The 17,433-nt window shown below is 72.2% G+C and carries 15 protein-coding genes; 11 read left to right on the forward strand and 4 right to left on the reverse strand.

The features are described from left to right. Positions 1 to 77 precede the first annotated feature (77 nt). The 3 genes from mfd (at position 78) to DY240_RS02375 (ending at position 5,294) form a co-directional block, all read left to right on the forward strand. A complete protein-coding gene (gene mfd, locus DY240_RS02365) occupies positions 78 to 3,728 on the forward strand; it encodes a transcription-repair coupling factor (protein WP_119658369.1) in 3,651 nt (1,216 codons plus the stop codon). 64 nt (positions 3,729 to 3,792) lie between these two features. Further along, the gene (locus DY240_RS02370; RefSeq protein WP_158602709.1) at positions 3,793 to 4,371 is read left to right on the forward strand and encodes a SurA N-terminal domain-containing protein; all 579 of its coding nucleotides are present in this window, start codon (positions 3,793 to 3,795) and stop codon (positions 4,369 to 4,371) included. Continuing rightward, positions 4,368 to 5,294, forward strand: a complete 927-nt coding sequence (locus DY240_RS02375; protein ID WP_119658371.1) for a MazG family protein — start codon at positions 4,368 to 4,370, stop codon at positions 5,292 to 5,294. Before DY240_RS02370 ends, DY240_RS02375 begins: the two co-directional genes overlap by 4 nt. Positions 5,295 to 5,345: 51 nt before the next feature. Here the strand turns inward: DY240_RS02375 and DY240_RS02380 are convergent, their stop codons facing one another. Continuing rightward, positions 5,346 to 5,894 (reverse strand): hypothetical protein, encoded by a 549-nt coding sequence (locus DY240_RS02380; protein ID WP_119658372.1) that lies wholly within the window; start codon positions 5,892 to 5,894, stop codon positions 5,346 to 5,348. Then, the gene (locus tag DY240_RS02385) at positions 5,891 to 7,039 is read right to left on the reverse strand and encodes a hypothetical protein (protein ID WP_119658373.1); all 1,149 of its coding nucleotides are present in this window, start codon (positions 7,037 to 7,039) and stop codon (positions 5,891 to 5,893) included. The genes DY240_RS02380 and DY240_RS02385 overlap by 4 nt, the downstream gene beginning before the upstream one ends. Before the next feature lie 104 nt (positions 7,040 to 7,143). Here DY240_RS02385 and DY240_RS02390 point away from each other — a divergent pair, with 104 nt between their 5' ends. Then, positions 7,144 to 7,473, forward strand: coding sequence for a TFIIB-type zinc ribbon-containing protein (locus DY240_RS02390; protein WP_119658374.1), 330 nt, complete (start codon positions 7,144 to 7,146; stop codon positions 7,471 to 7,473). 9 nt (positions 7,474 to 7,482) lie between these two features. Beyond that, on the forward strand, positions 7,483 to 8,118 hold the full coding sequence (locus DY240_RS02395) for an AAA family ATPase (RefSeq protein ID WP_119658375.1): 636 nt from the start codon (positions 7,483 to 7,485) through the stop codon (positions 8,116 to 8,118). Here the strand turns inward: DY240_RS02395 and DY240_RS02400 are convergent. Further along, positions 8,115 to 9,254 carry a glycoside hydrolase family 15 protein gene (locus DY240_RS02400; protein WP_119658376.1) on the reverse strand — a complete coding sequence of 380 codons (1,140 nt, stop codon included), beginning with the start codon at positions 9,252 to 9,254 and terminating at the stop codon, positions 8,115 to 8,117. The two genes, DY240_RS02395 and DY240_RS02400, sit on opposite strands and share 4 nt — an antisense overlap. A 63-nt stretch (positions 9,255 to 9,317) precedes the next feature. Here DY240_RS02400 and DY240_RS02405 point away from each other — a divergent pair, with 63 nt between their 5' ends. Genes DY240_RS02405 through DY240_RS02425 form a run of 5 tightly spaced genes read left to right on the forward strand, consistent with a single transcriptional unit; the run spans position 9,318 to position 15,351 of the window. Beyond that, on the forward strand, positions 9,318 to 10,352 hold the full coding sequence (locus tag DY240_RS02405) for a LacI family DNA-binding transcriptional regulator (RefSeq protein WP_199700653.1): 1,035 nt from the start codon (positions 9,318 to 9,320) through the stop codon (positions 10,350 to 10,352). Between the two features lie 13 nt (positions 10,353 to 10,365). Next, complete coding sequence (locus DY240_RS02410; RefSeq protein WP_119658377.1) at positions 10,366 to 11,649, forward strand: sugar ABC transporter substrate-binding protein; 1,284 nt, start codon at positions 10,366 to 10,368, stop codon at positions 11,647 to 11,649. 3 nt (positions 11,650 to 11,652) lie between these two features. After that, positions 11,653 to 12,603: a carbohydrate ABC transporter permease gene (locus tag DY240_RS02415; protein ID WP_119658378.1), complete on the forward strand. Its 951-nt coding sequence runs from the start codon at positions 11,653 to 11,655 to the stop codon at positions 12,601 to 12,603. Between the two features lie 10 nt (positions 12,604 to 12,613). Beyond that, on the forward strand, positions 12,614 to 13,489 hold the full coding sequence (locus DY240_RS02420; RefSeq protein ID WP_119658379.1) for a carbohydrate ABC transporter permease: 876 nt from the start codon (positions 12,614 to 12,616) through the stop codon (positions 13,487 to 13,489). Between the two features lie 20 nt (positions 13,490 to 13,509). After that, positions 13,510 to 15,351, forward strand: coding sequence for a GH39 family glycosyl hydrolase (locus DY240_RS02425; RefSeq protein WP_199700655.1), 1,842 nt, complete (start codon positions 13,510 to 13,512; stop codon positions 15,349 to 15,351). A gap of 113 nt (positions 15,352 to 15,464) precedes the next feature. On the opposite strand, the gene DY240_RS02430 is transcribed toward DY240_RS02425, so the two are convergent. Then, a complete protein-coding gene (locus DY240_RS02430) occupies positions 15,465 to 15,818 on the reverse strand; it encodes a VOC family protein (protein ID WP_119658380.1) in 354 nt (117 codons plus the stop codon). A 243-nt stretch (positions 15,819 to 16,061) separates the two neighbouring features. On the opposite strand from DY240_RS02430, the gene eno reads away from it, so the two are divergent. After that, a complete protein-coding gene (gene eno, locus DY240_RS02435) occupies positions 16,062 to 17,342 on the forward strand; it encodes a phosphopyruvate hydratase (protein WP_119658381.1) in 1,281 nt (426 codons plus the stop codon). Positions 17,343 to 17,433 lie beyond the last annotated feature (91 nt).

The following is a 17,433-nucleotide window of genomic DNA, read 5'->3' on the forward strand; positions in this document are numbered from 1 at the left end:
CGTCGTAAGCTCGGTGGTACCGAACCCCCCACCCCAGCAGGTGTGGGGGCATGGCTGCGTGCCCGGAAGGTCAACCGATGAGTCTCAGCGGTCTGCTGTCCGCCCTGCTCGGCGACGACGGCGACCCCACCCTGCGCTCGGCCGTCGCCGACGCGCGCACGGGTGCGGTCACCGCCCTCGACCTCACCGCGCCGCCGGCGTTGCGCCCGTTCGTGGCCGGGGCCATCGCCGCCGACGCCGCCGGTGCCGGGGCGGGCCGGACGGTGCTCGCCGTCACGGCCACCGGACGCGAGGCCGAGGACCTCGCCACGGAGCTGCGCTGCCTGCTGCCGCCGGAGTCCGTCGTCGAGTACCCGGCGTGGGAGACGCTCCCGCACGAGCGGCTCTCGCCGCGCAGCGACACCGTCGGCCGGCGGCTGGCCGTGCTGCGCCGGCTGGTCCATCCCGACGAGGAGTCCGGCGGGCCGGTGAAGGTCGTCGTCGCGCCGGTGCGCAGCGTGCTGCAGCCGCAGGTCGCCGGGCTGGCCGAGCTGCGTCCGGTCGCGCTGCGGCCCGGCGACGACGTCGCGCTGGACACCGTCGTCGAGCAGCTGGCCGCGGCCGCCTACGTCCGCGTCGACCTCGTGGAGCGGCGCGGCGAGTTCGCCGTCCGCGGCGGCATCGTCGACGTCTTCCCGCCCACCGAGGAGCACCCGCTGCGGGTCGACTTCTGGGGCGACACCGTCGAGGAGATCCGCTACTTCACCGTCGCCGACCAGCGGTCCACCGACGCCGCCGAGCACGGGCTGTGGGCGCCGCCCTGCCGCGAGCTGCTGCTCACCGACGACGTCCGGCGGCGCGCCGCCGCGCTGGCACACGAGCACCCCGAGCTGGCCGAGATGCTGGAGAAGATCGCCGCCGGCGTTGCCGTCGAGGGCATGGAGTCGCTGGCTCCGGTGCTGGTCGACCGCATGGAGATGCTGATCGACCTGCTGCCCGCGGGCACGCACGTGCTGGTCTGCGACCCCGAGCGGGTCCGCACCAGGGCGCACGACATGGTCGCCACCAGCCAGGAGTTCCTCGACGCGTCGTGGGCGGCCGCGGCCGGCGGCGGGAAGGCGCCGATCGACCTCGGCGCGGCGGCGTACCACACGCTCGGCGACGTGCGGGCGCAGGCCATCCGGCAGGGACTGCCGTGGTGGAGCCTGAGCTCCTTCGGCCTCGGGACGTCCGACGACGCTCCGGCGCGCCCTGAGAAGGAGGACCTCGACGCCGACCTGTACGCCGTCGACCTCGGAGAGGACATGGTCACGGCCGGCGCCGTCGCCACCCGCGAGCTCGACGTCCGCCCGGCCGAGACCTACCGCGGCGACACCAAGCGCGCCGTCGCCGACCTCTCCGGCTGGCTGGCCACCGGCGGCCGCGCCGTCCTGGTCACCGGCGGGCACGGCACCGCGGAACGTGTCGTCGAGGTGCTGGGCGAGTCCGAGGTCCCGGCGCGCTACGTCGAGGACGTCGTCGCCGCGCCGGAGCCGGGCGTCGTCCTCGTCACCACCGGCGGGCTCAAGCACGGGTTCATCGCCAACTCCGCCGCGCTGGCCGTGCTGACCGAGGACGACCTCACCGGGCAGCGGGTGTCCACCAAGGGCACCACCCGCATGCCCAGCCGGCGGCGCAACCAGGTCGACCCGCTCCAGCTCAAGCCCGGCGACTACGTCGTGCACGACCAGCACGGGGTCGGGCGCTACGTCGAGATGACGAGCCGGACGGTGCAGGGCGCCACCCGCGAGTACCTCGTCGTCGAGTACGCGCCGTCCAAGCGCGGCCAGCCCGCCGACCGGCTCTACGTCCCGACCGACCAGCTCGAGCAGGTCACCAAGTACGTCGGCGGCGACGCCCCGAGCCTCGACCGCATCGGCGGCAGCGACTGGGCCAAGCGCAAGGGCCGGGCCCGCAAGGCGGTCAAGGAGATCGCGGCCGAGCTGATCAAGCTCTACGCCGCCCGCCAGGCCGCGCCCGGTCACGCGTTCGGCCAGGACACCCCTTGGCAGCGCGAGCTCGAGGACGCCTTCCCGTACGTCGAGACCGCCGACCAGCTGTCCACCATCGACGAGGTCAAGCGCGACATGGAGCGCGAGATCCCGATGGACCGCGTCATCGCCGGCGACGTCGGCTACGGCAAGACCGAGATCGCCGTCCGGGCGGCGTTCAAGGCGGTGCAGGACGGCAAGCAGGTCGGCGTGCTGGTGCCGACGACGCTGCTGGTGCAGCAGCACTTCGCCACGTTCTCCGAGCGGTTCGCGCCGTTCCCGGTGACCATCCGGGCGCTGTCGCGGTTCCAGTCCGACGCCGAGGCCGCCGAGACGATCGAGGGGCTGCTCGACGGCTCCGTCGACGTCGTCATCGGTACCCACCGGCTGATCACGGGCGACGTCCGGTTCAAGGACCTCGGCCTGCTCATCGTTGACGAGGAGCAGCGCTTCGGCGTCGAGCACAAAGAGAAGCTCAAGCACCTGCGCGCCAACGTCGACGTGCTGACGATGTCGGCGACGCCGATCCCGCGGACGTTGGAGATGTCGATCACCGGCATCCGCGACATGAGCGTCATCACCACGCCGCCGGAGGAGCGGCACCCCGTCCTCACCTACGTGGGCGGCTACGACGAGAAGCAGGTCGGCGCGGCCATCCGGCGCGAGCTGATGCGCGACGGCCAGGTGTTCTTCGTGCACAACCGGGTCGAGACCATCGAGAAGGTCGCCGCGCGGCTGCGCGACCTGGTCCCCGAGGCGCGGGTCGCCACGGCGCACGGGCAGATGGGCGAGCACGCGCTCGAGCAGGTCATCAACGCGTTCTGGCAGCGCGAGATCGACGTGCTGGTGTGCACGACCATCGTCGAGACCGGACTCGACATCTCCAACGCCAACACGCTGATCGTCGACCGGTCCGAGCGGCTCGGCCTGTCCCAGCTGCACCAGCTGCGCGGCCGGGTCGGGCGCGGCCGCGAGCGGGCGTACGCGTACTTCTTCTACCCGCGCGAGACGCCGCTGACCGAGGAGGCGCACGAGCGGCTGGCCACCATCGCGCAGCACTCCGACCTCGGCGCCGGCATGCAGGTCGCGATGAAGGACCTCGAGATCCGGGGGGCCGGCAACCTGCTCGGCGGTGAGCAGTCCGGCCACATCGCCGACGTCGGGTTCGACCTCTACGTGCGGCTGGTCGGCGAGGCGGTGTCCGAGTACCGCGGCGACGGCGCCGAGGCGCTGCCCGAGGTCCGCATCGAGCTGCCGGTCGACGCGCACATCCCGCACGACTACGTCGCCAGCGAGCGGCTGCGGCTCGAGGCGTACCGGCGGCTGTCCGAGGCGATCGACGACGCCGCCGTCGGCGCCGTGCGCGACGAGCTGGAGGACCGCTACGGCGCGCCGCCTGAGCCGGTCGAGAACCTGCTGGCGGTGGCCCGGTTCCGGGCGTACGCCCGGCGGGCGGGGCTGTCCGAGGTCACCGTCCAGGGCACCTACATCCGGTTCGCGCACGTCGAGCTGGCCGACTGGCAGCGGGTGCGGCTGAATCGGCTCTACCCGAAGTCACTGGTCAAGGACGCCGTCGGGACGATGCTGGTGCCCCGGCCGCGGCCGACGACCATCGGCGGCCCGCAACTGCGCGGCGTCGAGCTGCTGGCCTGGGCGAAGACGGTCATCGACGACGTCATCGCCCACCAGCCCGACCGGGCCGGGACCCGGGCTGGATAGGATGCGCGCGGGCATCGTCCGTCCCGCTGTACGCCGAACTCGAGTACCGACGAAGAGGATCACCGTGCCGACCATCCGACGCATCGTCATCGCGTCCCTCGCCGCGGCCAGTGCCGTCGCGCTGACCGCGTGCGACTCCGAGCAGATCGGCGCCGCCGTCGTCATCGACGGCGACCGGTTCACCGTCGACGACCTGCAGAACGAGGTCCAGCACGCCCAGCGGCTCGAGGGCTTCGACGTCGACGCGGCCGGGGGCATGCCGGCGTTCCAGCGCACCATCCTCACCCGGCACATCCAGCACGAGATCTTCCTGCGCCTGGCCGAGGACGAGGACATCGAGGTCAGCGAGGCCGACATCGACGACGCCATCGACGAGATCTCCGCGCAGGCTCCGGGCGGCGACATCGAGACGGCGCTCGCGCAGGCCGGCTACACCGAGAAGGCGTTCCGGGCCGGCGTCGCCGACCAGCTGATCGCGCAGGCCTACTCCGAGGAGACCGGCGCCGACACCGCCGCGCTCACCCAGACCCTGGTCGACCTCGGCGACGAGCTGGGCGTCGAGGTCAACCCGCGCTTCGGCACCTGGGGCGACGACCTCACCGTCAGCGGCGACACGGGCTCGATCTCCGAACCGGCTTCGTGAGCCTGGTCCTGCTCTCCACCAGCCCGCGCGTCGCCCCCGGGCTGCTCTCCGCGGCGGCGTGGGACGCGCTGCGCTCCGCCGCCTCGGTGTACGTCGCCGACGAGGCGCACCCGCAGGTCGCGGCGCTGCGTGCCGCCGGTGTGACGGTCGAGGTGGCGGCGTCGCCGCCGTCGCCGTCCGCCGGTGACGTGGTGTGGCTGCTCCCGCCCGGCTCCGACGGGTCGGAGTTCCCGGGCGTCCCGGTCGTGGTCGGGTCGTCGGACCTGCCCGGGGCGCGCCTGCTCGACCTCGTCGCCGTCATGGACCGGCTCCGCTCGCCCGGCGGCTGCCCCTGGGACGCCGAGCAGACGCACCGCAGCCTGGCGACGTACCTGCTCGAGGAGACGTACGAGACGCTCGAGGCGATCGAGTCCGGCGACGACGACGATCTGCGCGAGGAGCTCGGCGATCTCCTTCTGCAGGTGGTCTTCCACGCCCGGCTCGCGCAGGAGCGGCCGTCCGATCCGTGGGGGATCGACGAGGTCGCGGCCGGCATCGCGGCCAAGCTGGTGCGGCGCCATCCCCACGTCTTCGGCGACGTCGAGGCGTCATCCGCCTCCGACGTGGGGGAGCGCTGGGAGCGGCTCAAGCGCGAGGAGAAGAACCGCTCGTCCGCGGTAGACGGCGTGCCGCTCGCCCAGCCGGCGCTGTCGCTGGCGGCCAAGCTGGTCCACCGGGTCGAGAAGGCGGGTGTGCCGGTTCCGGTGCCGTCGGTGCTCGAGCGCGAGCCGGAGTCCGCCGCCGACGTCGGTGACGCGCTGTTCGCCCTGGCGGCGGCCGCCCGCGAGCGCGGCATCGATCCCGAACAAGCCCTCCGCGACTCCGCCCGCCGCTACATCGCCGCCGTCAAGGCCGCCGAATCGGGTGCCGCACTCGATGGGTGAGCGTTTGGTGTTGCTCTGACGACACCAAACGCTCACCCATCCGGTGGCCGACTAGCGTTCGCCCGGCTGCTCCTCGCGCAGGCCGCGCGCGGTGAGATCGTGCAGCCGCTCCAGCCACCCCTCCGGCGCCGGCCGAGCGCTCGCGAACTGGCCGGTCAGCGAGACGCCGACACCCGCGTTCACGTCATCGAACGTCAGACCGCGGGCCTTCAGCCAGGCCGGCGCCCCAGGTGAGCTCAGCTCTGGGCGGCGATTGACGGCGTACATCATGTAAGGCGTCCGACGGCGCCGACCCCAGTCCTCGGCCGGCACGGGATAAGGGTCGCCGGGCGGCGGCTCCGGCCCGAAAGCGTCGTACCAGATGTTGCGCAGCCACTCGTCGGTGATCCACTGAGAGTCCGCGACCCGGTGCGGCGGGTACGACGAATCGCGGATGTGGGCGGCGAGCTCGTCGCGGAAGGCGTGGTAGCTGCCGTCATCGTCGTCGGCCAGCATCTCGAGAGCTTCTTCACAGGCTTCGACGTAGGCCTCCGGCGTCTCGTCGGCCACGCCGAACCCGCCGCCGAAGTGGTCCTTGAAGTTCTCGCTCGGCGAGGTCATGTGAGGTCCTCCATGCGTTTGCAGTTCAGATTTCGCTCTCCGACCGGGAAGCACGTGACCAGACTCCAGCTCGATGCCCCGACCCGTTTGAATTGGAAGAATGCCCCTGGTTCCTTGCCTTCGGCGATCGGGTCATAGGGCACTGCGTAGATGGGTGGCGCGCCGTGGGCCATCGCGTGCTCACGTGCGTCGAGCCAGTCGTCGGTCATCGCTCGGCTCGACGTCGCTGTGCCTCGGTACCCGTTCGCGTCACCGGGTACGAGGCCGGCCGATTCGGCGCTCACATAGATGCTGATGCGCTTGGTCTTCGACTTGGTGTTGTTCGTGAGCAACCCGTTCAATCCGCCGGCATGGACGCGCGCCCATCGCAGGAGGGCATCGATCGGTTTGGCCATGGCTTCGGCCGAGGTGAATCCGCCGGCAATGGGTCCACACCAGTGATTGGACTCGACGCCGCCGTTGGGCAGGAGACGCCAGGGCTCGTCACCGGACGGGTCTTTCAGCCAGAGCAACCGCGCGAGCTGGGTTTCCGGCGCGATGTGGGGACCGTGCCGTTGCACGGCGTGACTCGCGCCGTCCTGGAGCATGTCCACTCCCATCTGCCGGTGGTCCTCGTGCAGTTGATCGCCGACCAGGATCGGCACAGCGTCGCTGGCATCCTCTCGTGCGACCGGCACCTGGTCGGCTGCTTGCGGTGTCAGCGCAACGCTCGCATCGACGGATCCGAGCAGATCAATGACGTAGTCCTGGGCGAAGCCGGTGGGGAAATGGTCCGTCAGGGCAGCACCGGGTGCGGCCGGGCCCAGGGGCGGCAGGGCTGCCAGGCCGTGCCAGGGGGCGAGCAGAGCGAGCAGCGCGTGGATCTCCGTCACGTACGGTTGCCGCGCCGAGGCGAGCCGGCCGCGCAGGTCGGCGTCGAGGTGGCGTCCCAGGCCGTCGACCTGTTGGGCGAGGGCGGGGACGTCCAGGACGTGGCGGGGCAGCCGGACCGCGGCCACGGTCTCGGCGATACGCCGCACCCGTTTCCGGGCGTCGGTGGCCGCGCCGTCGGCCTGCCGTTCAAGGTCGACGCAGGTGCGGAGCAGGCCCTCGATGGCAGCGCGCAGGGCGCCGCGGTCGGGCGGCGGCGCCGGTTGCTGCGTCACCCGTCGCACGCTACCCGCTGCGTGGCCGCAATGCAGTCCGGACCGCCCGGAACCCAGGTGACCACCGGTAGCGTTGTCATCAGACAACGACGAAGGGAACTTCCGTGACCTGTCCGAAGTGCAACGGTCAGATGAAGACCTATGACCGGTTGGGCGTGCACGTCGAGCAGTGCGACAATTGCAAGGGCATCTTCCTCGACAAGGGCGAGCTGGAGCAGATCGTCGCCGCCGAGGAGCGGTACAACGCGCCCCCGCCGCCGCTGGAGTACGGCGGCCGCCAGGCACCCCCGCCGCAGCAGCCGTACCAGCAGCCCTACCGTGGCCGCCCCGACAGCCCGGCCCCGTACGGGCGCGGCTACTCCGACTCGCCGAGCCCGTACGGCTACGGCGGCCGCAAGCGCAAGAAGAGCATCTTCGAGCAGCTCTTCGACTGACCCCCACGCGTGAATCTGCTGATCTGCGAGCGCTGCGGCGAACGCGCCGACCACCCGCAGGTCGAGCCAGAGGCGGTCATCCGGTGCGCCCACTGCGGCCACCGGTGGCCGTTCCTCCGGCTCCCGCTGTTCTGCCTGACCGGCCCCAGCGGTACCGGCAAGTCCACCGTCCAGCGGCTGCTCGCGACCGAGCTCGCCGACCGGTTCGTCGTCCTCGAGCAGGACGTGCTGTGGGTGGCCGGGCTGCGTGACGACGCGGCGGAGCACCGGCCGTTCCGGTCGACGTGGCTGCGGATGGCCGCGATGATCCACCAGAGCCGCCGGCCGGTGGTGCTGTGCGGGACGGTCGTGCCGCCGGAGTTCGAACCGCTGCCCGAGCGGGCGCTGTTCGAGCGTATCGACTACCTGTGCCTGACGTGCGACCCGGACGTCCTCGCCGAGCGGCTGCGCCGGCGGCCGGCGTGGCGGGAGTGGGACGAGCCGCGCATCGCCGAGATGCTCGACTACGCGGCCTGGATCGAGAAGAACGCCGCCACCATGGATCCGCCGATGTCGCTGCTCAACACCACGGGGGTGCCGGTGGACGAGACGGCGCGCGCGGTCCGCGTCTGGCTGGACGACCGCGCCGGACGGGCGAGCGGCTAAGAGAACACGCCGAGCTCGGAGGCCAGCACCAGGTACATCCCGTGCGACCAGAGCAAGGGGCGGGCGCTGGGTCCCCACCGTTCGATCCACTCCGGCAGCACGTCCGGCGCGAGCAGCGGCGGCACCTGCTCCGGCAGGCGCCCGGACGAGTCGGCGGTCGACGCGATCCACCGCAGCAGCTCCATGGCGCGCGACGACGACCCCGCGACGGCGTGGTGCCAGCCGAGGAACGCCGCCAGGATCGGCCACTGCCCGCCGCCGTAGAACGTGTCGCCGACGTAGCGGTGTACGCCCCCACCCGGCGTCGACAGCTCCGACGACACCCGGGCGACCGTCGCGCGCATGACGGGCCCGCCCGGAGCCAGCAGCCCGAACGGCACCCCGGCCACCACCAGGCTCGCGTCCACCGCCGTCGACCCCAGCCACTTGCGCAGCACGCCGTCGTGGACACCGTCGCGCGCGACCAGCTCGGCGATCTCGCCGGCCGCCGCCGACGCCGGCCCCGGCAGCACCCCGAGCGACGCGGCCGCCCGCAGCCCGCCGTACACCGACGCCAGCGTCGAGACGTGGGTCTGGTCGCGGTGCTCCTCCCACCAGTCGCGGCAGGTCCGGGCCCCGACGGCGACGAGGTAGCGCACGGCGGTCTCGGCCGCCGGCACGTACGGCGCCACCGGCAGGTCCCAGCGCGACAGGTGCGACCGCAGCGCCCACAGCCACGTCCCGTAGCCGTCGACCTGGTAGTTCCACCAGTCGTCGTCGTGCCGCTCGCCGGCCAGCGTGTACCGGGCCGGCAGCAGCTCGGCGTCGCCCGGCTGCTCGCCCGCCGCCACGCGCGCCGCCAGCGACTCGACCACCGGCGCCTCCCGCGTCAGCACCCGCGCGCACCAGTCGTGGAACGCGGTCGCCGACTCGACGGCGCCCCGGCCGAACCCGCCGGCCCTGCTCATCCCCTCGGCGACGAACGCTCCGTCGCGGAACCAGCAGAAGCCGTACGGCGCGAAGCTGACCGCCGCCGGGTACGCGCCGGACGGGTCCTGGGCGCGTGCGATGAGCGCGACGCTGACCTCGGCGAGCTCCGCGAGTCGCCGCGGATCGGCGTCGGCAGGTCCAGACAATGGGTTGACAGCGTCAGCCATGATGCCCGAATGTAGCCGATGTAACCGGTTTATGTAACCGGTACCAAAGGAGCGGCCAGACCGATGGACAACGCGGAGCCGAAGAGCCCCCAGCGGCGGCGCACGCCCGGGCGCGCCAGCGTGACCATCCGCGACGTGGCCCGGCACGCCGGCGTGTCGGTGGCGACCGTGTCGCGCGCACTCCGCGGCAGCGACCTCGTCCACCCGGCCACCCGTGAGCGCGTCGACGCCGCCATCGAGGCCCTGCGGTTCACGCCCAGCCAGCTCGGCCGCTCGCTGGCCGAACGCCGGCACGCCGCGAACGGCATCGTCTTCCCCGACCTGTCCGGCCCCTTCTACGCCGAGGTCGTGCTGGGCTACGAGGAGGTCGCCGCGACGCTGGGCCGCTCGGTGCTCATCCTCAGCACGCACAACCGCGACTCCGCCGACGAGATGGTGCTCGAGCTCGCCGGCCGGGTCGACGGGCTGGCGGTGTTCGGCCGGACGGTGCACGACGACGTCGTCGCCGAGGTCGTCCAGCGCGGCGTCCCCGTCGTCCTCATGGCGCGCACCGAGATCGAGGGCGCCGACTCCGTCCGCACCGAGAACGTCGTCGCCGCGGCCTCCGTCGTCGACCACCTGCTCGAGCACGGGCACCGGCGCATGGCCTTCCTCGGCGATCCCGTCGACTCCACCGACGTCGCCGAGCGCTGGGCCGGGTTCCGCGGCGCCCTCGCGCAGGCCGGCGCCGAGGTGCCGGAGCAGGCCATCCCGGCCGGCTTCAAGGAGGACGACGGCGCGCGCGTCGCCGCCGACCTCGTCGCCGGCGGCCTGCCCGACGTGGTCGTCTGCGCGAACGACGAGCTGGCGCTCGGCCTCACCGTCGCGCTGGCCGAGCAGGGGATCGAGGTACCGGGGGATGTCGCCCTCACGGGGTGGGACGACGTCATGGCGGCGCGCTACGCGGGGCTGACGACGGTCCGTCAGCCGATGCGCGAGATGGGGGCCCGGGCGGCCCGGATGCTGGACGCCCGGATCAGCGGAGACCGTTCCGAACCACGTCACGACGTCCTGACCACCCAGCTCGTGGTCCGCAGCAGCTGCGGGCCGCACCCCTAGAGGAGGCTCATCGATGAGTCGACGACACATCAGCGCCGCGACCGCCCTGGCCGCGGCGACCGCCCTGGCGCTCAGCGCCTGCGGCCGCGACGACGACGCGGGAGGCGGCGGCAACGGCAACGCGGCGCCGTCCGCCGACATCACCGACGGCCCGGCCACGGGCACCATCGAGGTCTGGGCGATGGGCACCGAGGGCGAGGCGCTCGGCGACTTCCTGGCCGACTTCGAGGAGGCCAACCCCGACGCCACCGTCGAGGTGACCCCGGTGCCCTGGGAGGGTGCACACGACCGCATCGCCACCGCCATCGCGGCCGGCGAGACCCCCGACGTCAGCCTCATCGGCACCACGTGGATGGGTGAGTTCGCCCAGACCGGCGGGCTGGAGCCGACGCCGACGGACCTGTTCGACGAGAACGACTTCTTCCCCGGCCCGTGGGCCTCGACCGTCGTCGACGGCACGTCCTACGGCGTCCCCTGGTACGTCGAGACCCGGGCGCTGTTCTACCGCACCGACCTCGCCGAGGCGGCCGGCCTGGAGCCGCCGCAGACCTGGGACGACCTCAAGGCGTTCGCGCAGGGCCTGCAGCAGGCCGGCGCCCAGCAGGGCATCTACCTGCAGCCCGGCCAGAGCGGCTCGTGGCAGACGTTCATGCCCTTCGCCTGGCAGAACGGCGCGACGCTCACCGACGGCGACGCGTACACGCTGGACAGCCCCGAGATGACCGAGGCGCTGGAGTACTACACGTCGTACTTCACCGAGGGTCTGTCGCAGGACACCGTGCTGCAGCCGGGCGCGCTGGAGCAGATGTTCGCCGACGGCTCCATCGGGTCGTTCATCTCCGGTCCGTGGCACATCGGCCTGGTCCGCGACGCCGGCGCGACGGACACCTTCGACGTCGTCCCGCTGCCCGGCAAGGACCAGGCGCCCGGCACGTCGTTCGTCGGCGGCGGCAACCTGGCCGTCTTCACCGACTCCGACAACAAGGACGGGGCCTGGAAGCTCATCCAGTACCTCACCGAGACCGAGGTGCAGCAGCGCTGGTACGAGACGGCGACCGGCCTGCCGTCGCGGCCCGAGGCGTGGGAGTCCGGAGTGCTGACCGAGGACCCGGTGGTCGCGGTCTTCGGCGAGCAGCTGGAGAGCACCGAGGCGCCGCCCGCCGTCCCGACGTGGGAGCAGGTCGCGTCCGTCATCGACGGCGACATCGAGGCCGCTGTGCGGGGCGCCATGAGCCCAGCCGACGCCGTTGCCGACATGCAGTCGCAGGCCTCGTCCATCGGGACCGGATTGCAGTAGCCGATGACCACCGCCACCACGGCTCCGGCGAGCCGCCCGGCCCCTACGGGCGGTTCGCCGGCCCGCCGTCGCCGGTCGCTCCTCCAGCGGCGGCAGGCCCGCACCGCCTGGCTGCTCGCGCTGCCGTTCCTGCTGCTGTTCGCGGCGTTCACCGCCGGACCGGTATTCGCGTCGCTGCTCATGAGCTTCACCGACATGCGCAGCACCGACGTGCGCACGCCGTTCGCCGTCGACCTCGCCGCGTTCGACAACTACACGGCGCTGTTCCAGGACGCGCTGTTCCGCAAGGTCGCCGTCAACACGGCGATCTTCGTGCTGGTCGGCGTGCCGCTGACGATGGTGCTGGCGCTGGCCGCGGCGGTCGGCCTCAACAACATCACCCGGCTGCGGGCGTTCTTCCGGCTCGGCTACTACCTGCCGGTCGTGACCAGCATCGTCGCCGTCTCCGTCGTCTGGCGGTTCCTGCTGCAGCCGGACACCGGGCCGATCAACCAGCTGCTGGGCGCCGTCGGCATCGGCGGCCCGGACTGGCTGGGCGACCCGTCGCTGGCGCTGCCGTCGATCATCGCCATGGCCGCGTGGCGCAACCTGGGCACGCTGATGGTGATCTTCCTCGCCGGGCTGCAGACGGTGCCGCGCGAGCTGCTGGAGGCGGCCGAGGTCGACGGCGCCGGCCGCTGGCAGCGCTTCCGGCACGTCACGCTGCCGCTGCTGCGCCCGACGCTGCTGTTCGGTGCCGTCATCACCGGCATCGGCTATCTGCAGTTCTTCGAGGAGCCGTTCGTGATGACCAACGGCGGGCCGCTCAACGCGACGCGGTCGGTCTCGTACTACATCTACGACCAGTTCAGCTTCGGCAACTACGGGTACGCCGCGGCGGCCAGCTACGTGCTGTTCGTGGCGATCGTGGTGCTGACGGCGATCCAGTTCCGCGTCCTGCGGCCGAAGGCGTGAGGGGCCGACGATGACGACGACGATCGAGACCCCCGCCCCGGTCCGGGACGGCGAGACCACCGGCGGGACGGACCGGCGCTCGTCGCGCTGGCTGTACGTCGTGCTCGCCGTCGGCCTGCTGGTCATGGCGCTGCCGTTCGTCTGGATGGTGCTGTCGTCGGTGAAGCCGGAGGCCGAGGTCCGGTCGATCCCGCCGACCTGGCTGCCGGAGACCTACACGCTGGAGAACTACCGCGAGCTGTTCGACCGGCTGAGCTTCCCGACGTACTTCTTCAACTCCACGGTGGTCGCGGTCGTCGTCACGGCCGGGAACCTGGTGTTCGGCTCGATGCTCGGCTACGCGCTGGCGAAGCTGGAGTTCCGCGGCAAGCGGGTGGTGTTCGCGCTGGTGCTCGGGACGCTCATGGTGCCCGGCATGGTGACCTTCGTGCCGCTGTTCGTGCTGGTCAGCAACATGGGGCTGACGAACACGTTCCCCGGGCTGATCCTGCCGTACCTGGTCGGGCCGCTGGGAGTGTTCCTCATGCGGCAGTACTTCCTGGGGCTGCCGGACGAGCTGATCCAGGCCGCGCGGGTCGACGGCGCCGGCGAGCTGCGCATCTTCTGGAGCGTCATGCTGCCCCTGACCGGGCCGGCGCTGGCGACGCTGGGCATCCTGACGTTCCTGACGTCGTGGAACAACTTCCTCTGGCCGCTGGTCGTGGCGCAGACGGAGGACATGTACACCCTGCCGGTCGCCCTCGCGCTGTACGCCGTCGGCCAGAACGCCACGCAGTACGGCCTGCTGCTGGCCGGCGCCGTCGTCGTGGTGGTGCCGGTGATCGTGCTGTTCCTCGCGGTGCAGCGGTACTTCGTCCAGGGCATCGCGATGACCGGCATCAAGTGAGTTATCGGAAGGACAGACGCGTGAGCAGTGAGATCGACGCCCGCACCGACTTCGAGACCAGGCTCGGCCGGGCCAGCGGGGAGGCGGGCGGCGCCGCGGTGTCGCTGCCGGCGCCCGGCGGCCTGACGGCGAGACCCGGGCGGGCGCAGGTCACGCTGTCGTGGGACCCGGTCGACGGCGCCGCGGGCTACCTGGTGCACGTGGCCGAGTCGGCCGACGGGCCGTTCGAGCCGCTGGACCACCAGGGCCGCGACGTGCTCTCCGTCCCGCACGGCCCGTACGCCGACACCACCGGCACCCCGGGCGTCGAGCGCTGGTACGCCGTCGCCGCGGTCGCGTCGGTCGATCAGGTCGGCCCGCTGAGCTCCCCGGTGGCCGCGGCCTCGACCTCCGCGGAGGGCGAGCCGGTCGCCGTCGTCGTCGACGCCGCCTCTGACGAGGGCGAGCTGGACCGGCCGTGGCGGCCGATGATCGGCAGCGAGCACCTGTCCCACGCGCTGTCCACCGACCGCACCGGCGGGCGGGAGATCGGCGCGGAGCTGAGGGCGGCGCTGAAGGCGGCGCACGACGAGCTCGGGGTCGAGACGGTGCGGGCGCACGGCATCCTCGGCGACGACCTCGGCGTCTACCGCGAGGTCGACGGCGAGCCGGTCTACGACTTCACCGGCGTCGACCGCGTCTACGACATGGTGCTGTCGCTCGGTCTGCGGCCGATCGTCGAGATCTCGTTCATGCCGCGCGACCTCGCCGCCGACCCGTCGGCGACGGTGTTCGAGTACGGCGCGATCATCTCGCCGCCGAAGGACTGGGACCGCTGGTACGACCTGGTCCGGGCGTTCGTCGCGCACCTCGTCGACCGGTACGGGCTGGACGAGGTCCGTGACCGATGGGCGTTCGAGGTGTGGAACGAGGCCAACCTCGAGGTGTTCTGGTCCGGGACGCCGGAGGACTTCTTCCGGCTGCACTCCGTCGCGGCCCGCGCCGTGAAGGACGTGGACCCCGGCCTGCGGGTGGGTGGACCGGCGTCGGCCGCGGCCGGCTGGATCGACCAGCTGCTGACGGCGATCGGCGACGAGCCGCTGGACTTCGTGTCCACGCACACCTACGGCTCGCCGCCGCTGGACCTGCGCCCGGTGCTGGCGCGGCACGGCCGGGCCGGCACCCCGATCTGGTGGACCGAGTGGGGCGTGACCCCGACGCACTTCAACGAGGTCAGCGAGTCGGTGTTCGCGGCGGTGTTCCTGCTGCGCGGCATGCGCTCGGCGATGGGCCGGCTGGAGGCCCTGTCCTACTGGGTGGTGTCGGACCACTTCGAGGAGCTCGGCCGGCCGCCGGCGCTGTTCCACGGCGGCTTCGGCCTGCGCACCGTCGGCGAGCTGCGCAAACCCCGGTGGTGGGCGCTGGCGATGCTGGAGGCGCTGCCGGCGCGGCGGCTGGCCGTGCGGTCGTCCGGCGACGGTGCCGACTCTCTGGTGGAGTCGCTGGCCGCGCTCGACCCGTCCACCGGCCGGGCCGCGGCGCTGGTGTGGAACGGGACGCTCGACCAGTCCAAGGCGGCGGGCTCCGCGGAGCTGGGCCGGCGGGTGTCGCTGCGGTTCACCGGCCTGCCGGACGGCGACTACGAGCTGCGCCACCACCGCGTCGACGACGACCACTCGTGCGTCCCCGCGGTCTGGCGGCGCATCGGCGGCGGCGCGGACTGGCCGACCGACGCGCAGTGGGCCGGGCTGCGCGCTGCGGACCGGCTGGACCAGCTCCACCCGCCGCGGCGGGTGACGGCGGCCGGCGGCGCGGTCGACGTCGAGTTCGACCTCCCCAACCCGTCGATGTCGCTGGTCGAGCTGGTTCCGTTCGGGAACTGAGCCAGGGTTCGTTCGCGTGGCGAGCACCTCACTCGCTCCAGGGCCGGATGAGGGCCGGATCGCCGCATTGTGTGGTGCTCAGGCGAGTGAGGTGCATCCGCGGTGGGTGACGCCTAGTTCACGCAGAGGCAGAACGGGTGCCCGGCCGGGTCGAGGAACACCCGGAACGACGTGCCCGGCTGGTGCTCGTGCTTGGTCGCGCCCAGCTCGAGCACCGCCGCCTCGGCCTCGTCGAGGTCGTCCACGATGACGTCGAGGTGCATCTGCTGCGGCACCTTCTGGCCGGGCCACTCAGGCGGGGTGTAGTCCTCGACCTGCTGGAACGAGATGCAGTTGCCCTCCGTCCGGATGTCCGCCCAGCCCGGGGAGAGCTCGACCTTCCAGTCCAGGAGCGCACCGTAGAACGTCGCGAGGGTGCTCGCGTCGGGGCAGTCGATCACGAAGCTCGGGAAGCGTGCGATAGCCATGCGGCCACCGTAAGACAGGTTCCGGACGATCCGCGTCCGGATTGTCCGCGGCGCACGGTGCCCAGCGGCCAGTCGAAATTCTGACTGCTCGCTAGTCGATTTTCCGGCTGCACGCAGGGCGGCCCGTCGCGACCGGTTCGGGTACTTGGTCCGGGTAGGCTGCGGTCGTACGAGCGTGCAGCGCCGCCGTCGTCACTGCGCCCGCGTACGACGACGACAGCGACACACCGCAGGAGACGATACGTGGCCACGATCGAAGCAATCGGAGCACGCGAGATCCTCGACTCCCGGGGCAACCCGACGGTCGAGGTCGAGGTGGCTCTCGACGACAGCACCATCGCCCGTGCCGCCGTCCCGTCCGGCGCCTCCACCGGCGCGTTCGAGGCGGTCGAGCTGCGCGACGGCGACGCCGCTCGCTATGCCGGCAAGGGCGTGGAGAAGGCCGTGACGGCCATCATGGACGAGATCGCGCCGGAACTGCTCGGCTTCGAGGCCAGCGACCAGCGGCTCGTCGACCAGGCGCTGATCGACCTGGACGGCACCCCCAACAAGGGCAAGCTGGGTGCCAACGCCATCCTCGGCGTCTCGCTGGCGGTCGCGAAGGCCGCCGCCGACTCCGCCGAGCTGCCGCTGTTCCGCTACCTGGGCGGGCCGAACGCGCATCTGCTGCCGGTGCCGATGATGAACATCCTCAACGGTGGCGCGCATGCCGACAGCAACGTCGACATCCAGGAGTTCATGATCGCGCCCATCGGCGCCGAGACCTACCGCGAGGCCCTGCGCTGGGGCGTCGAGGTCTACCACACGCTCAAGGGCGTGCTGAAGGAGCGCGGCCTGTCGACGGGGCTGGGCGACGAGGGCGGCTTCGCGCCGAACCTGCCGAGCAACCGCGACGCGCTCGACGTCATCGTCACGGCGATCGAGAAGGCCGGCTTCACGCCGGGTGCGCAGATCGCGCTCGCCCTCGACGTCGCGTCGACGGAGTTCTACGAGGACGGCACGTACACCTTCGAGGGCAAGAGCATCTCGGCCGCGGAGCTGACGAAGTACTACGAGGACCTCGCCGGCGCCTACCCGCTGGTCTCCATCGAGGACCCGCTCTCCGAGGACGACTGGTCCGGCTGGGCCGCGCTCACCGACGTGCTCGGGAACCGGCTGCAGATCGTCGGCGACGACCTGTTCGTCACCAACCCCGAGCGACTCGAGCGCGGCATCAAGGACCGCGCCGCCAACTCGCTGCTGGTCAAGGTCAACCAGATCGGCTCGCTGACCGAGACGTTCGACGCGGTCTCGCTGGCGCAGCGGTCCGGGTTCACCTGCATGATCAGCCACCGGTCCGGCGAGACCGAGGACACCACCATCGCCGACCTCGCCGTCGCCACCAACGCCGGCCAGATCAAGACCGGCGCCCCGGCCCGGTCCGAGCGGGTCGCGAAGTACAACCAGCTGCTGCGCATCGAGGAGGAGCTCGACGACGCCGCCCGGTACGCCGGCGCGTCGGCCTTCCCGCGGTTCCAGGCGTAGGAGCGTCCCGTGCCCGCGTCGCGCCGTTCGCCCAGCGCCCGCCCCGCGGCGGGCGCTGGCACGGCGCGGCGTCCCAGCGCGGGCCGGGCCG

The sequence above is a fragment of the Jiangella rhizosphaerae genome (assembly GCF_003579925.1).
Classification (GTDB): domain Bacteria; phylum Actinomycetota; class Actinomycetes; order Jiangellales; family Jiangellaceae; genus Jiangella; species Jiangella rhizosphaerae.

Coding starts and splice junctions, on each gene's coding strand:
- mfd (WP_119658369.1), top strand. CDS start 78: ATGAGTCTCAGCGGTCTGCTGTCCGCCCTGCTCGGCGACGACGGCGAC.
- DY240_RS02380 (WP_119658372.1), bottom strand. CDS start 5,894: ATGACCTCGCCGAGCGAGAACTTCAAGGACCACTTCGGCGGCGGGTTC.
- DY240_RS02400 (WP_119658376.1), bottom strand. CDS start 9,254: ATGGCTGACGCTGTCAACCCATTGTCTGGACCTGCCGACGCCGATCCG.
- DY240_RS02405 (WP_199700653.1), top strand. CDS start 9,318: ATGGACAACGCGGAGCCGAAGAGCCCCCAGCGGCGGCGCACGCCCGGG.
- DY240_RS02410 (WP_119658377.1), top strand. CDS start 10,366: ATGAGTCGACGACACATCAGCGCCGCGACCGCCCTGGCCGCGGCGACC.
- DY240_RS02415 (WP_119658378.1), top strand. CDS start 11,653: ATGACCACCGCCACCACGGCTCCGGCGAGCCGCCCGGCCCCTACGGGC.
- DY240_RS02420 (WP_119658379.1), top strand. CDS start 12,614: ATGACGACGACGATCGAGACCCCCGCCCCGGTCCGGGACGGCGAGACC.
- DY240_RS02430 (WP_119658380.1), bottom strand. CDS start 15,818: ATGGCTATCGCACGCTTCCCGAGCTTCGTGATCGACTGCCCCGACGCG.